General features: G+C 53.4%; 14 protein-coding genes and 1 pseudogene. 2 read left to right on the forward strand and 13 right to left on the reverse strand.

Features of this window, described 5'->3' with window-relative positions; all coding sequences use genetic code 11:
- From LBO03_05090 to LBO03_05120, 7 genes are all read right to left on the reverse strand, one after another.
- Positions 1-868 (reverse strand): ribose-phosphate diphosphokinase (locus tag LBO03_05090; GenBank protein ID MDR3348963.1); only part of this gene is annotated, 868 nt, incomplete at its 3' end.
- Positions 869-902: 34 nt separating this feature from the next.
- Entirely contained in the window at positions 903-2,183 is a 1,281-nt protein-coding gene (locus LBO03_05095) for a hypothetical protein (protein ID MDR3348964.1), read from the reverse strand.
- A gap of 15 nt (positions 2,184-2,198) precedes the next feature.
- On the reverse strand, positions 2,199-3,983 hold the full coding sequence (gene pyk / locus LBO03_05100) for a pyruvate kinase (GenBank protein MDR3348965.1): 1,785 nt from the start codon (positions 3,981-3,983) through the stop codon (positions 2,199-2,201).
- The gene (locus LBO03_05105) at positions 3,941-4,156 is read right to left on the reverse strand and encodes a hypothetical protein (protein MDR3348966.1); all 216 of its coding nucleotides are present in this window, start codon (positions 4,154-4,156) and stop codon (positions 3,941-3,943) included. Before LBO03_05105 ends, pyk begins: the two co-directional genes overlap by 43 nt.
- Before the next feature lie 843 nt (positions 4,157-4,999).
- Positions 5,000-6,034, reverse strand: coding sequence for a hypothetical protein (locus tag LBO03_05110; GenBank protein ID MDR3348967.1), 1,035 nt, complete (start codon positions 6,032-6,034; stop codon positions 5,000-5,002).
- Positions 6,031-6,639, reverse strand: coding sequence for a nitroreductase family protein (locus tag LBO03_05115; GenBank protein MDR3348968.1), 609 nt, complete (start codon positions 6,637-6,639; stop codon positions 6,031-6,033). Before LBO03_05115 ends, LBO03_05110 begins: the two co-directional genes overlap by 4 nt.
- Positions 6,640-7,448: 809 nt before the next feature.
- Complete coding sequence (locus LBO03_05120; GenBank protein ID MDR3348969.1) at positions 7,449-7,619, reverse strand: hypothetical protein; 171 nt, start codon at positions 7,617-7,619, stop codon at positions 7,449-7,451.
- 448 nt (positions 7,620-8,067) lie between these two features.
- Between LBO03_05120 and LBO03_05125 the strand changes: the two genes are divergently transcribed.
- On the forward strand, positions 8,068-8,307 hold the full coding sequence (locus LBO03_05125) for a ferrous iron transport protein A (protein MDR3348970.1): 240 nt from the start codon (positions 8,068-8,070) through the stop codon (positions 8,305-8,307).
- A 2-nt stretch (positions 8,308-8,309) separates the two neighbouring features.
- Positions 8,310-10,391 (forward strand): ferrous iron transport protein B, encoded by a 2,082-nt coding sequence (feoB, locus tag LBO03_05130; GenBank protein ID MDR3348971.1) that lies wholly within the window; start codon positions 8,310-8,312, stop codon positions 10,389-10,391.
- Between the two features lie 33 nt (positions 10,392-10,424).
- Here feoB and LBO03_05135 read toward each other — a convergent pair whose 3' ends face one another.
- The 6 genes and pseudogenes from LBO03_05135 to LBO03_05160 all read right to left on the reverse strand — a co-directional run bounded on the left by LBO03_05135 (position 10,425) and on the right by LBO03_05160 (position 15,820).
- Complete coding sequence (locus LBO03_05135; protein ID MDR3348972.1) at positions 10,425-11,192, reverse strand: class I SAM-dependent methyltransferase; 768 nt, start codon at positions 11,190-11,192, stop codon at positions 10,425-10,427.
- Positions 11,193-11,792: 600 nt separating this feature from the next.
- Complete coding sequence (locus tag LBO03_05140; GenBank protein MDR3348973.1) at positions 11,793-12,179, reverse strand: CrcB family protein; 387 nt, start codon at positions 12,177-12,179, stop codon at positions 11,793-11,795.
- A 50-nt stretch (positions 12,180-12,229) separates the two neighbouring features.
- On the reverse strand, positions 12,230-13,360 hold the full coding sequence (locus LBO03_05145; protein ID MDR3348974.1) for a hypothetical protein: 1,131 nt from the start codon (positions 13,358-13,360) through the stop codon (positions 12,230-12,232).
- 187 nt (positions 13,361-13,547) lie between these two features.
- Complete coding sequence (locus LBO03_05150) at positions 13,548-14,267, reverse strand: site-specific DNA-methyltransferase (GenBank protein ID MDR3348975.1); 720 nt, start codon at positions 14,265-14,267, stop codon at positions 13,548-13,550.
- A 1-nt stretch (position 14,268) separates the two neighbouring features.
- Positions 14,269-15,094, reverse strand: a pseudogene (locus LBO03_05155) (IS5 family transposase).
- 12 nt (positions 15,095-15,106) lie between these two features.
- Positions 15,107-15,820 (reverse strand): IS1595 family transposase, encoded by a 714-nt coding sequence (locus LBO03_05160; protein ID MDR3348976.1) that lies wholly within the window; start codon positions 15,818-15,820, stop codon positions 15,107-15,109.
- Positions 15,821-15,865 lie beyond the last annotated feature (45 nt).

Raw genomic sequence — 15,865 nt, forward strand, 5'->3', positions numbered from 1 at the left:
GTTTTTCTTTGGGCAAAGGGATGGTGTCCGTAACGATAATCTCTTTAACGTCAGACCTGTTCAGTTGATCTACCGCATCGCCGCTTAACACGGCGTGGACGCAGCACGCGTATATGTCGCGCGCGCCGGCCTCTTTTAAGGCTTTGCCGCCTTCCACGATGGAACTGGCCGTGTCTATGGAGTCGTCAATCAATATGGCTATCCGGCCTTTTACCTCGCCGACAATGTCCGTGATTACCGCCATGTCCGGCTTGGGGCGGCGCCTGTCCAGGATCGCCAGCGGGCATTTTAAGCGTTCGGCCGTGTGCCGGGCCCGCCTTACCCCGCCCATGTCCGGCGACACAACGGTAATTTCATCGCTGCGCCAGCCGAAATATTTCTCGATGTGGCCTGACAGCAGATCCTCCGACGATATGTGTTCAACTGGCAGATCGAAGAACCCTTCCAACTGCCCGGAATGTAAATCCATAGTTACTATGCGGTCGACGCCTGCCGCCACTATGATGTTTGCCACCAACTTGGCGGCTATCGGGTCGCGGTCATGTATTTTTTTGTCCTGCCGATTGTAGGCGTAGTAAGGGATTACCGCAGTTACGCTGCCGGCCGACGCGCGTTTGAAAGCGTCAATCATGACTAAAAGCTCAATAATCATCTCATTGACCGGCGCGGAAAAAGTTTGCAAAACGAAAACGTCCTTGCCGCGCACGTTGTCGCCGAGCAGGACCTGCACTTCGCCGTTGTTGAACCTTTGCACAACCGCCGCGCGGACGCCCACCCCGATGTGCGCGGCTATTTCGCGCGCCAGGGCGGGATGCGAAGTGCCTGAGAAAACATGGAGATTTTCGTACTTGTCTGAAAGGCCGTCCATATACCCTCCTAAAAGAACTTTAGCGTAACTTTGGTCAGCAATAAAATTTTTCCAACAAATCACCGCAAACAGCCGACCTTGCGGCATTGTTCCGTTTCCATCCATCGGCCAGCAGCAGCCCGAAAGCCTCTATGCGTTTGCGGCTGGCCGCGCTCCGGCTTTTATGGCAAAAATGTTCGCGCCAGGCAAGCAATAACAAAAGATCGTCCTGCCGCGACAAATCCCGCATGGCAATGCCCGCCGTCCGGACGACTTCCTCCACGATTGCCGCCAGCGCGCCGAACATGTCCGCGGGCGTTTCTTTGCCCGCCGTCAGCCGTCCGGCTATGTGCAAAGCCGCCAAAAACAAACACTGATAAACAAAAATGGCCCGTTCCCAGCCGAGTTCGACAAAAGCGGCTTTGTAAGCGGCGCATAAAGCCTGCGCCGCCGGCACATAGTCGTCATGGGCTCCGTTTAGGGCAGTCCGTCTGGCTATGCAATCCAACAGTTTTTTTAACAAGGCATCGTCTGTTTTCCCGGCAAAGCGGGAGGCCGTTTTGATGAGGCCCGCGAAGAAATCCGCAGGGGAGCGGGGACGCGCCCGGCAGTAAACGGCAAAGATTTTTTGCCAGTTTTTCAGGTTCTCCTTTGATTTTCCCGCTAAAGCCAAACCCAACCATGACGAAAAAAGTCTGTCCCAGCACTGTTTTTCCCCGCTGATGTCAGCTGGCAGATTTTTGGCGAGCGCGACGCAGATTTCGCGGAAAAAGGCTTCTTCACCTGCGGCTATGGCCGCCGCGCCAATGGCGCGGCAACAATCGACGGCCGCCCTGGCCGCCGGGCTGTCCGTGCCGGCAAATTTGGGCAGGCAGTAGATGAGCAGGGCAAAAGCGCGCGCGCCAATAAAGAAATTGCCGCCTGACATGGACGCGCCGGCGGTTATTTTAAGCGTCTCAATGACGGCTTCCCGCCGGCCGGGCAATATCTTAAGCAAGTTTTTGCCGCTTTCCAGAAAATACTCCACGGCCTGGTATTCATCTTTGTCGACGACGGCCCGCAACAGATCGCGCCAATAAAGGTCTTCATCCGGGCGGATGCCTTCCGGCCCGCCGGCCGTCCCGTAAGCCAATTTAAGGGTTTCCGCGCTTTCCAAAAGGATCGCCCTGTCTGATTTTTCCAAACAGAAAAACACTAAAGAATATATCTCGTCAAGCAGTCGGAGCGTAAGTTTGCGATCGTGCCCATTATTGGCGGCCAACTGCCGATTAAGGCTTTTTATCTTTTGCGGCAGTTTTCCCGCGTTAAATTCCTTGTAGACATTTATCAGGGGCATCGACCGAAATCTCCGTCATTTGTTGCCGTTGCCGTAATATATAAGGCCGCGCGCGGCGTCAACCGTGATGTTCATCCCGTCTTTCAAAAGGGCGGCATCGGCCACGCCCACGATCGCCGGCACGCCGTAACTGACGCTTACAATCGCCGCCTGCGAGGTAAGGCCGCCCTCTTCGGCGATAATGGCCGAGGCTTTCAAGGCGCAGGACACTATCGGAGTTTCAAGCTCGCGGACAACGAGAACGTCCCCGGGCTTGAATTTGCTCAAATCGTTTTCCGAATTGACGACGCAAGCTTTGCCTTTAACTACTTTTTTGCCGATCCCAAGCCCGCGCATGAGTATATTGCCGACAATAATGACATTGATGAGATTTGTGCTGCCCGCCATGCCTACAGGCACGCCGGCTGTAATCACCACCATGTCGCCGTCCTGGACAAGGCCGTGGCTGCGCGCGCTTTCTATGGTAACGCCGATCATGCCGTCGGTCGTCTGCGAGGCCGGCCCCACCAACGGTTCCACTCCCCAGTAAAGCTGCATCCGCCTGGCGCTCTTTTCGTGCGGCGTTACCGCTATTACCCGTGAACGCGAGCGGTAACGGGAAATCATCTTGGCGGTGTATCCTGTCTCGGAAGAGGCGACAATGGCCGCGACCCGCAGCTCGTGGGCCACCTGTACGGTCGCGTGGCTTATGGCGTCGGTCATGGTCGGATTTTGCAGTTTATGGCCGCGTCCGGCGACCAATTCGTCATAGCGCAAAGCGTTTTCAGTGCTTTTGGCTAAAGAGGACATAGTTTCCACCGCTTCTACCGGATAATTGCCGGAGGCCGTCTCGCCGCTTAACATGATCACGTCGGAACCGTCAAAAATGGCGTTGGCGACGTCGCTGGCTTCGGCCCTGGTCGGGCGCGGGTTGTTGATCATGCTCTCTAACATCTGGGTCGCCGTGATGACCGGCGTTGAATTTTCATTGCACATGCTGATAATGGACTTTTGCACGAGCGGCACCTCTTCCGCCGGTATTTCCACGCCTAAGTCGCCGCGCGCCACCATTATGCCATCGGAGACCTTGATAATTTCCTCTATGTTTTTCACGCCTTCGGCGTTTTCAATTTTCGCAATCAAACCCATTTGGCAGCCGTTTTCTTCCAACAGCCGACGGATGGCCAAAATATCGCTTGCCCGCTGCACAAAGGACGCGGCCACAAAATCCATGCCTTCTTGCGCGGCGAAAAGAATATCATCCATGTCCTGCCCGGACAAAAAAGGCAAGTCAAGTGCCACGCCGGGAGCGGCCACGCGCTTGCGGGAACTTATTTCGCCGCCGTTTAAAACTATAGTGTTGATCGTGTCGCCTTCAACACTGTCCACCTTCAGGCTGATCAGGCCGTCCGATAAAAGCAGTACGTCGCCGGCGGTTACTAGGCGCGGCAAGCCGGCGTAATTAATGGAAACGGCATTTGCGTCCCCTGAAACATCGCGGGCGGTCAGAGCGAATCTCTTGCCTTGCACAAGCTCTTCCTTGCCCCGGGCAAACACGCCCAGCCGCATCTCAGGCCCTTTGGTATCGGCCATGAGCCCAATGTGCCGTCCGGCGGCGGACGCCGCCTGCCGCACTAAATCAACGCGGTTTTTATGATCGCCGTGCGAGCCGTGAGAAAAATTGAAGCGGGCGATATCCATGCCGGCGCCGATCATTTTTTCCAACACTCCCGGTTTGTCCGTACTTGGGCCTACCGTGCAAATAATTTTGGTTTTTTTCATTTTTGCGATTCCTTTCCAAACGCGGTTTTTAAAGAACATTGATAATCATGCAACATTTCAGCGGCTTCATGCGCTTCCGATGAAAGCACCCTGATTTCAAACCCTGCCGTGTCAAGCTCTTTCATGTCCACCCAAAACCCCTCCGTTTGCAGAAGGGTTTTGATGGTCTCAGCTTGGCTACGTTTTTTAGCAATATGGACAACCTGCCACATTACCTATCGCCCCTGTTACAATAAATTTGGCAGATGGCACGGCAGCCGGCCGCGTCATTTTCCGCCTTGTTGCATAAAGTCTGCTAACACTGCCGTTCAGCGCCCATCTTTTGGCGAATTTTCTGCCCTGCTTTTCTCCAAAGCCGCGCTTAACCTACGGGGCCGCCTGCGTTTTGCGCCGCGCAAGGCGGCAAATTATCACGCAAATTTTAAGGAGGGTTTTCATTTGAGAACAGCATTAACCCAATTGCCCGAAAAACCCTTCCCGGCCGCGCTGGCAGGAGCGCAGGCGGCGAAGGCGCGCAACCGATGATTATTTATATTCTTACATTATCATAAAATAGGGCATAGCACAACCTGCATGTCAAACATTGGCGGCCGGGCCGCATATAAAATAATATCCGCCCGGAGTAGGCAAGGGGAATACTGTTATAAGATTGAAGTCATGCCTTTGAGCTTTGCGGACGATTTGTCGCCCGGCTTTCCCAGAAGCTTTGCCGAACTATGGGTTTGCCTGCGCGAGACAAAGCGCAGGACGGCAAATTATCGCGCCAATACTATTCATGCTTTAATCTTTAAACGTAGACTTCTGCGCAACCTATGGCAGCTTGCCTTTGCGCCGCTTTTCTGCTTCTGAAATCGACAGGAGCTCACCGTTTCGCAAATGCCGCACGCTTTGCTCCTGTTAGGCGCCGAAAATCCCGGTTGGCCAGCTTGACCGTTTCTTCATGTCGCATAATAATTAGCATGTCACATTTTAGTTGGCAGGAAGCATAGTATGAGTAAATTATTTTTAGACAAAGCAAAGGCTCCCTTAAAACTCATATTTTGGAAGCCTTTGCCTTAGTGCCCGCCCACCGCCGACAAAAGGGTGCCTATTTTCCCGCTCAGGGCGCCGCCGCCCTGTCCCGCCAGTTGGAACACCTTGGCAGGGCCCAGGAAACAAAAAACATAGTTGCGCAGCTGGTTGAAAATTTTGCCTTGAAGTTCGGCGGACGAAAGCCCATACTCTTTTTCCGCCAGGTTCCGCAGCGCCCCGGCGGCCAGCCGGTATTGCCTTACGCTGAAAACATCGGTATGATCGCCCATGTAGCTAAAGCAATGTTCCAGACGCAAAGGGTCAAAGTCCGGCCGGCCCGATTTGTCGAAAAAACCGTAAGCCGCCGGCGAAATTTCCACGATAAAACAGGCGGCGCGCAAAAAACCGCCGATAATTTCCGCCGCGCCAGGGTCGCCGGGGCTGACGTGGGTGGCCGCCTGCGCCACGACAAATTCCGGCGGCAGCCCCTGCCTTATGCTGGCGGCCAGCCCGAAAACGTGGTGCGCGCCGTTGCCGGCGATGTTATATTTGCCGGGATAAGAACCGTCCTCGCCGCAGGGAAACAGCCAGCATTTGGCCAAGTCGTGCGCCGCTTGGGCAAAGATCAGCATGTCCTTGTCCGTCGCGGTGCCGAGCAATTTTTTGTGTATTTTGGCCAAAGACAGGGACAATTTTAAATTTTCCGCCGTGTGCAGCGCCAGCCCGCCCGGATGGGCGTGATGGCTGTCGCGGCTGCTGCCCGGCCCCGCCTGGAGCGGTATCGGCGCGCTCCCCGGCGCGGGCAGAAAGTCGGCAAAAGATACCTTCTCCGGCAGATAACCGGCTTCGCGCAAGGAGCGGTAAAGCCGCTCGCGCCCCGGCCGGCCGGCCGGCAGACAAGAATCGTCGGGGCTGGCGCACAGGCCGCGCAGTTTGTCCCGGACGGCGCCATCCGTTATTTCGTCGATCTTTTCTAAAATATACGCGTGGGCGTTTTGCACGAGCGCGGAAGCCTGCGCCATTTCCTCCGGCTTCATGGCGGCGATGGCGAGGATGGCCGTTTGGGTTTTTTTGTTCATGAATCTTTGTATACTTTTACTCTTTTTTCCACAGGGACAAAATCTTTTTCCCCCGGCGCGCCGCAAGGCGCGCCGAACGGCATTTGCGCCACAAGCTGCCAGGTTTCCGGTATTTCCCACTTTTCCTTGACCTCTTTATCGATCAGGGGATTGTAATGCTGGAGGGACGCGCCAAGCCCGTTCAGCTCCAGTGCCGCCCAGACGGCCAATTGCAACATGCCGTTCGCCTGTTGCGCCCAGACCGGGAAATTGTCTTTGTATAAAGCGAACTGCTTTTTCAGGTTTTCAATTACGGCGGTATCTTCGAAAAAGAGTATGGAACCATAACCGGCGGCGAAAGAATTGTCAATTTTTTCTTTGCTTTTGGCAAAAACTTCCGGCGGCACGATGTTTTGCAAAGCGGATTTCACAATGGCCCAAAGCTGCCGGTGGTGCCGGCCCAGGAGCAAAAGGGCGCGGGCGCTCTGCGAGTTGAACGCGGAAGGCGAAAACTTCACCGCTTCTTGCAAAATGTTCTCTATTTGGCTGTCGGTTATGGGCGAGGCACTTTTTATATTATAAAAAGTGCGCCTGTCCTTTAAAGCCTGAAAAAATCTTTTTTCCATAAACAACCCTCCTACGTATTTAAATTGTGAAAAAATAGTTCGCGCCTTGGGGCGCGTTTGAAAAATTCATCGCGGCCCCTTTGCGGCCAATTTACTGCCCCGCTTTGCGCGGAAGCCTCGCCGAACCTTGATTTGCCTGCGTTTTGCGCCGCACCGGGCGGCAAATTGCCGCGCAAATCTTAAAGAGTGTTCTGATTTGAGAAGAGTACAACTTTGCGCTCCGCTGCATCAGCGATGCCTCACAGGTTTGCCCCGGCATATGTCGTCGATGCTTGCTTACATAACGAAAAATTATCTTGGCAATATGCCGAAAGCGATTTTTCAAACACGCCCTAACCGGCAAAGCTATATTTTTCAGCATAAAAACCCTATGTCAATTTTATCATATATGCCGGTTGTTTTCAGCAGCATTTTTGTCGCGTCCGCGCGCGAAAGCCTGCCCGTGATTTTCCGCAACGCTTTTCGTTGCGCGCAAGGATTCTTGCCCCGAACAAGTTCCGCCAAATCAACATGTTGCCGCACATGCGCGAAAAGCCGTCCAATTCTTTTCCCGGCGACCAGCGGACAGATTCGGCAAAAGGCTTCAGATCGTTTCGCGCGGCATCGGCGTCCGGCGCGGCAAAACATTTTCTTTCCCCTTAAAATCCGCCGCAAAAACTTTACTGTTTCCTGCGCTTTCGGATATCGGGCGGCGCATGCCCTGCGTCCCGGATCGGCATAGTGCTTGCCGCCGCTCTTTCCGTCTGCTTTAATGGCGCGCTATGCAATGCGGAAAGAAAACGAATCGGCATAAGCGCCGATTCGGATTGCTATTTTTCGGGCTTTTCGCCCTTTTTAGATATCGGTGCTTTTGTTTGTTCTTTCTCGATGACGCCCTCTTTGCCCATCATGTACCAGCCATCAAACACGGTGTCGCCTTTGGCCACTTTGTCCGGGTCTTTGGTGGACAACTTTTGCAAAATTTTATCAATAAATCCCATAAAAATCACCCGCCTAAATCAATGATTGGCGCAGCACTCATCTTATTTTAGCATTGAACAAGGATTTTTCAAAGGCTTCTTTACATAAAACGGACAGACAGGACAGAAAAATGTAAAAAGGCCAAAGAAATTTGCAACGCGCCGCGAGGTCGATTGGACAAATGCGGATAGCGGCCAAACCTGCAAATTACCCAAATTTACCCAAGTAGATTGTCCCAAAAAGTAAGTCTTGACAAACAAATAATAAAGTTTGTATAATATCTAAAGTAAAACTAAGAATAGTTTTGTTCTGGCCGATAAGTTAGAGCTATCTAACAATCGGGGCGTTTCCCTTTAGTGCCAGTCGGTCTTTTGGCCGATAAGTTAGTTATTGCTAACAAACCTTTGGCGCAATTTGGCCGATTGCCATGGTGGATTAGGAGAATATTCATTTGGGGGAGAAATTGGCATGGAAAAGACTTTGGCGCAGTTCAAGCCCGGCGAGACGGGCAGGGTAAGCAAAGTAACCGGCGAAGGGATGGTTAAGCGGCGGCTGTTCGATATGGGCATAACGCCGGGGACGGAAATTTGTCTGCGCAAGACCGCGCCGCTGGGCGATCCTTTGGAACTTAGGGTGCGCGGCTACGGATTGTCCATCCGTAAGGCGGAGGCATTGTCGGTGCTTATGTCCCCGGCAAAAGTCAACTGACCATGCGGTTTGCTCTGGCCGGCAACCCGAACAGCGGCAAAACCACCCTTTTCAACAGGCTTACCGGCGGCGCGGCGCGCGTTGGCAATTGGCCGGGCGTAACCGTCGAAAAGAAGGAAGGGTTTCACAAACATTCTGCCCAAACCATCGGCATCGTCGACCTGCCCGGCATTTATTCGCTTTCGCCCTATACTCCGGAAGAAGTCGTCGCGCGCAATTACATCATAGAAGAAAAGCCGGAGCTTGTGATCAATATAGTGGACGCGACCAATCTGGAACGCAACCTGTATCTGTCCACGCAGTTGCTCGAAACGGAAACGCCGCTTGTGATAGCGCTCAACATGATGGACGCGGCGGACAGTGAAGGCCTGTCAATCAATCCGCAGGCACTTTCCGATGAGCTCGGCGTCCCGGTCGTGCCGGTCAGCGCCCTGACCGGGCGTGGCGTGGCGGAATTGGTCGAGACGGCTTGCCGTGCCGCTGCCGAAACCCGCAAAGCCGCCTCCGTGCTTGAACATTCCGCTCTGGGCAGGGAGTTTCGGCAAATAGTTGACCTTCTGGCAAAAAACCAAGTGGAACATCCGGTATTTCACGCAGTCAAATTGCTTGAAGGCGACAAACTGGAAACGGATGAGCTAAGGGCGCGCTCCGGCGCGCTGCTGGCGGATGTCGCCCGGATAAAAGGCGCGATCAAACTTGACGAGGAGCTGGAAAATGATTTCGCGGCGGCCGTAGCCGACGCCCGTTACAAATATATAAGCGGGCGCGTCCGCCGGGCGGTGGTGGGGCGGCGCGCGGCGGACAAATTGACGGCTTCGGACAAAATTGACCTTGTCCTGACCAACAAAATATTAGGTATGCCGATGTTTCTTTTTTTTATGTATATAGCTTTTCACCTCACCTTCAGCAATTCCTTTTTGTGGGTTGAAGGGCTGCCTTCCCCCGGCGTCTGGCTGCAAGGGCTGACGGAAGAACTAATGTCCTTTGTCAGCGATGCCGCCCGGCAACTGCTGGAAGCGCGGGCGGCCTGGGCGCGCGGGCTGCTTGTCGATGGAGTGCTGGCCGGGATTGGCGCCGTTTTAAGTTTTTTGCCGCAGATACTCATGCTTTTTTTATTTTTGTCCGTCATGGAAGATTCCGGCTACATGGCGCGCGCCGCCTTTTTGATGGACAGGCCGCTCCGGCGGTTCGGGCTTTCCGGCAAGGCGTTCATGCCCATGCTCATGGGTTTTGGCTGCTCCGTGCCGGCCATGTTGGGGACTCGCGTGCTGGAAAGCGAAAAAGAAAGGCGCCTGGCGATAATGCTTATGCCTTTTTTTTCCTGCGGGGCAAAACTGCCGATCTGGGCCATGTTTTCAGCGGCTATTTTCCCCGGCAGCGCCGATTTGGCGGTGTTTGCCGTATATACCGGCGGGATAGCGGTGGCCGCAGCAGCGGCGGCCATATTGAACAGGACCGTTTGGCGCGGCGAAACAACGCCTTTTATCATGGAACTGCCCGCTTACCGTATGCCCGGCGCGCGCAGCCTTGTCCTGCATCTTTGGGAAAAACTGAAAGGCTTTGTCCTGCGGGCGACTACCGTTATTGCCGGGGCGACGGTCGTCATCTGGTTTTTGTCCAATTTTGATTTTTCCTTGTCGATGGTCGAGGCCAACAGCGCGGGGAGCATCCTCGGCGTGTTGGGCGCCGCTGCGGCGCCGTTTTTTGCCCCGCTCGGCTTTGCCGGCGCGGAAGATTCTTGGAAAGCCGTGGTTGCCGTTTTGACCGGGCTTATTGCCAAAGAAATGGTAATTTCCACGCTGGGCGTACTTTACAATCCCGGCGTTGAAGGCGACGCGCTTGCCGATGAAAACGCCGGAGCTCTCTTGGCGGACAAACTTGCCGATGTGTTTACCCCGCTCAGCGCGGCGTCTTTTATGATGTTCAATTTATTGAGCATCCCCTGCATGGCGGCCGTTGCCGCCGCCAGCGCCGAGCTGCGCAGCCTTAAACGGCTGCTGCTCGTTGTCTTGATGTGGCTTTGTACCGCCTGGAGCGTGTCTTTTTTGATTTTCCACATAGGCTCGGCCTTGGGCTGGAGGTGAAAAACGTGCCGCCGGGCATGCCGGCGTTGCCGTTCAACCGATATTTTCCTGCCCATCCTTTTGCGCAACGAAGAAAACCACTCCGTAATATTCTTTGTATTTGTCGTGCATGGCCATATCGGTTATAAGTATTTGCACATAGCGTTGTACCATAGCGTTATGGCCGTGTTTTTTCAAAAAATCCTCAACGTGCGCCTGGGCCGGCTTGTAATAGTGTTCTGTCCAACATTCCTCGGGCATTACAAAATGCGCTATTGTCTTATAGCCGTATTTTTTCAGGGCGGACAGCCGGCCTTCAAGCGTATCGGGCGAAGCGAACCTGGCGAGCAAATATTCTTCCGCTTCCCGGGGGCGCCGGTCGGTCAGCCAGGCGATTTCGGTTGCGGCCAGATAGCCGCCCGGCCGCAGGTATCTGCGCCACTCGCTGACCCCCCGCTCGAAGCCTATATGGTAGATGCTGTTTTCCGCCCATATCACATCAAAAAAGCCGTCAGGATAAGAGATCTGGTCCATGGAAAGCACGCGGGCCTCGGCTCTGTCGCTCAAATGCAGTTCGTGGAGTTTGTTTTGCAGGCGCTGTACGAATTGATAGACGATATCTATGGCGACGATCTTGGCCGCTGTGTTGCGCGCGAGGAAAAGGGTCTGAAAGCCGGCGCCGCAGCCAATTTCCAAAATGTGGGAATTTTCGCCTTGGCGGGGGATAAAGTTCAGCGCCCGGGCGCTCATCTCGTCGCTGCTCGGGCCGACGCGGGCGGTGATGCTTTTGTAAAAATCCAATTCATAGTCAACCAAATCCATAATTAATTACCTCCAAGATTTGCCGGGATGAACGCCGACCGGTGAAGTGACCGGATTTGCGGCAAGCAAAGTCAGGCAAAAAATCTTGATGGGCCATTGCCATAAACAGCGGAAAAGCAGCGCCGCAACTGCGGCGAATCTTCCCCCCGCCACAATCCGCGCCGATGGCGTACGGGGCGGGGCGGCTGTCCGCTGATTTTTGTTATAGATATTGGCGATAATTTAAGAACAAAGGATGGTAAAAGCAAAAAACGCCGCGAATGCCACTCGTAAAAATGGAACCGCGACGTTTACCGCTTTTTTTCGCACGCAATCCGGGCAACAAAGCCGCAACAGGCGCACGCGGCGGCCTGCGGCGTTTATGCCGGGCTTTTCTTTGGGAAACCTTTAATATCGCAGTTCTATTATACCGCAGTAACGGCAAGTTAGCAAGAAGGGAAAACGCGCAATTACGGTAGAACAGGCCGGTTGGCGTTTCTTTGCGCCAAGGGCTTTCAGGTTTTTTGCATAGGGCGCGCCGCAGCAGCGTCCATTTTGCGGACTGCGCCAATGCGCGATTTCTTTTAGTGCATTTTTCGCGGCGGCGATTCGCCCAAACGCTCAGGACATCCTGCTTCCCAGCAGTTTTGCGAACCACATGCCGGCGCCCACGCACATAAGGCTCATTCCCATGTTCAGGGAGGCATTGAGCAAAGCCTGGCCCCAAGCGCCCCTGTCCAGCATGGTTGCCGTCTCCAGGCTGAAGGCGGAGAAAGTGCTCAAGCCGCCGAGGACGCCCGTAACGGCAAACGCCTTCCCGGGTTCCGCAAGAAACGGGGCTTGCCGTTCGTAGCCGGCGATGGCGCCGATAAGCAGTCCTGCCGTTATATTGGACACCAAGGTGCCGAAAGGGAAAAAGGGGAAAGCCAAGGACAGCTCTTTCGAGATGGCGTAGCGCAAACACGCGCCGACAAAACCGCCGGCGCCGACCGCGATAAAACTTAGCATTATCTTCCACCGCATATTCGTCTAACTTGAACTTTTGGAAGCCGCGCCGCTCACCTTGCCGCCGCCTTTTCGCGCGCGGGGCGCTCTTTTAAACTTTCGGCGGCAAAATCATCGTAGGCATCGATTAATTGGTGCGCGCGCCGCAGGTGATCGCGCGCGTTCTTGCTGGGCACGGTTATTTTATTGTCGGCCCAGTAGCGGACTATTTTCGCCGCGTCCCTTTCTTGGGCCAGTATGGCGTAACACAAGTAAAACAGCCCGGCCGACCGGTCGGTCGGCTGCTGGCCGCGGCCCTTCAGCGTCTTTTGCGCCAAGCGCAGCGCTAAGTCGTAATTTTTGCTCAACGCTTCGTCAATGTCCCTGATGTTCTCGAAACCCAGCCAGCGCAATTCTTTAACTATGCTGCTGATGCCCCGCGGATCATCTTTGAAGCTGGTGTTGTTTATCCGTCTTATGGCGTTGTTGAGCCGGGCGATATTGTTGTTGTAATTTATGTAAAGCTCTATGGAATTGTCATCGATCAGTATTTCCCCATTGTCGGCTCGCATTTGTTTGCTCACCCGCGCCGTGTAGTCCCTGATGCTTTGCCTGATTTCCTGAAATTCCTTGTCCGCCAATTCCAGCAGCCCAGCCAGCCGCGAAAAGGCGCGCCTTATTTCTTTGGGCACGCCGTACTGATTTTTATAGCCAAGGTCGTGCTCGATCTCGGCCCACGTATGTTGAAGGATGGAACGCACTTGTATTTCCGCCTTCATTGCTTTGTATTTTTGCAAGTGTTTGGATTTTTCGTTAATTTCTATAATGTAATGCAGGGAAATATAACCGAAACGGTCAGGGTCAAGCGCCCGCCTTTTGTCAATGGTATTTTCCTCGTCAACATCGAATTCGCTTTCTATAAGTTTGGCGATGTGATCCACTTCATCGGCGTAATAAGTTACGATCCGGATGCCCGCGATGTCGGTTACCTGATCCAGCGACTGGTATTTGCCGTCAAACCGGGACAGCTTGGCGACAAGGCTGTCCTCATCCTTTACGCGGCCGGTGATGGAATGATATTTAATTTGCTCGCGCTTTAAAAGTTCCGCGAAAAGGCTTTTAAACCGTTCGCAAAAAGCGGCGTATTCCCGTTTGCGTTCCGCATATTCCCGGCATATTTTCTCGTTGCTGTCGTTTATGATCATCGCGGCCTACCTCCGGCAACATTTGTGCGATATATGCGGTATGCTGCTATTATAACATTTTTTCGGCTGATTTACATATATAAGCGCGCATTTAATTTTATAAAAAAATAAGTTTACTAAACTACTTTAAAAACAGCCGCCTGTTAAGGGGTCATTAAAACGTCCTTGAAAGGTGTTTTTTCGTGCCTTAAAGATTGTTCAGCCGTAAGTGGGCAATCTCGGCATAGGTAGGATCAAGCTCTATCCCTATGAAATTTCTGCCGGTTTGCTTGGCCGCAATGCAGGCAGAACCGGAACCACAACAGCAATCCAGGACTATATCACCTGGGTGGGAATGCGTTTTTATCAGGTAACGCAACATCGCAAGCGGCTTCTGTGTAGGATGAAAACGACCGTCTTCTGCCGACATGCCAAAGCGGATAACGTCGCGAGGGTAACGGTAGCCAGCATTATGCCTGGCATACGCCTGATGGGTAAAGCGATAAATACTGCTTTCCCTGCGCCTGTCTTTGTTCACATAGGGTTTTCCCAGCGCGACCTGATTGTAGACTGGGAGATGTCTATAAAACACAAGTATCATTTCATGCGTCCTAAGCGGCATACGGTTAGCGTTCAGGAAGCCGACCGATTTAGCCTTTTCCCATACTATCTGATAGCGGAACAGATTTCCGCTGGCGTTAATGAGCTTGGCGATGAAAGGCTGTTGCGCGAATAGAAGTATGGCTCCATTGTCTTTAATAATTCGTTTGTACTGCTCCCATAACTCGACCATCGGCAACTGTTTATCCCATGCGCAATCGGTCGTGCCGTAAAGCAAGTCACACAAAATAAGGTCTATCGATTTGTCAGGCAGACAGGCCATTTCTTGAACGGCGTCAGCCGCAATTATAGTAGACTTCCTGCGCAACCTAAACGGCTCTGTCAAAGTTACACAACCCACAAATCAAGCTGAAGCGGAGAGCAAAGCGTTTCCTGCGGTTGCGGTAACGTTAGGAAACTATTCTGAACCGCTCGACAAAGCCAATCACATGCTCGCTTAGCGCACGCCGGCTCGAAATGTCGTGGTTGCGGAGTTTGTTTGCCTTGCGCAAAGGGCTTCGTTTGAAACGCTTCTTGGCCAGTACGCAATTGGAGTGGATCTTTGCCAGTCCTTGGTACCCTGCGTTGGCCTCAAGTACGGTTTCCGATTTCGCGTGTACGCCGGATTCCTTGAAAAGACGCAAATCTGCCCGTTTCCCGTTGGCAAACGCAAGGCAGAGAACCTTGCCGTCCGCTTTGTTGACTATGGCCCGTGTTTTCAAAGCGTGCCGCTTTTTCTTGCCTGAGTAGTGCCGGCGCTGTTTTTTTGGGGCGTTCAATCGGCGACTCTGTGGCATCCACAAGAACCACCTCGAAATCGGCGCCATTTTTGAGCATCGCTTTGCGCCCGGGCAACGAAAATGTCCCGTCCTTTATCAAGACGTCTTCCACCCACCGGCTTATGCGAAGGGCGCTCGTCTCGTTTATCACGAAGTCTTGGGCAATGTGAAAATATGTACGGTATTCGCGCAGATGTTCCAGCGAGAGAAGAAGTTTGCCCTCAATTGGCAGCTTGCTTTTGTGGCCGCCTGTGCGCCGCTTTTCCGCTTCTGAAACAGACAGGATCTCAACCATTTTCGCAAATGTCGTACGCTTTGCCCCTGTTGGATGTCGAAAAGCCTGATTGGATAGTTTGACTGTTCCTTCGTATTTCATATAATGAGCATATCACATTTTTGGTTGCGCAGGAAGTCTAATGAAGATGCTCAGGCTTATTTTTGGGGTCGTGCGGGATCGCCGTATGGGCAAGCCTTCTTTCGCAAGGCAACCGCAAATGTTCAAGCCGTCCGTTCTTATCTCGGAGCCGGGTTTCACGCGATCCTTGGCGAAAGCCTTGATTGCCCTGCCGTCAACGGCCTCGAGAACTTCCATTCGCGCAGGCTTGGGCTTGCCCCATTCAGTAAGGGACAAGGATACCAACACGGCGGTCTTTTCGGTGCCGCGGCCACGCTTGCCGCCTTCAGCGGAGCCGCCGAAAAAACCTTCGTCCATCTCAACGACGCCGTCAAGTGTGCATTTGCTGTCCCTGTCGGCCATGGCGGCGCGTATTTTTTTCAACATCGTCCAAGCTGTGAGGTACGACACGCCTATCTTCTTTTTCAGCGCCATGGCGCTAAACCCTCGCTTGCCCTCGGCGACGAGGTACATGGCGACGAACCACTTGGTCAGCGGGGTTCGCGTTTTGTCCATGATCGTGCCGGCCGTTGCCGTCGTTTGGTGTGCACAGGCCTTGCATTGATATTTGTTGCGGCTTTTTATGTTGAAATGCTTAGTGTGGCCGCATTTGGGGCAGACAAAACCGTCAGGCCATCGTTTTTGGTAAATGTACTCGCGGCAGGCATCTTCCGTGCCGAACCGTTCCATAAATTCAAGCAATGTCATGTGCGCTTACCATGCCCTTTCGTAACTATTGTATCATAACATGCT

It is taken from the genome of Acidaminococcales bacterium (genome assembly GCA_031290885.1).
GTDB lineage: Bacteria > Bacillota > Negativicutes > Acidaminococcales > JAISLQ01 > JAISLQ01.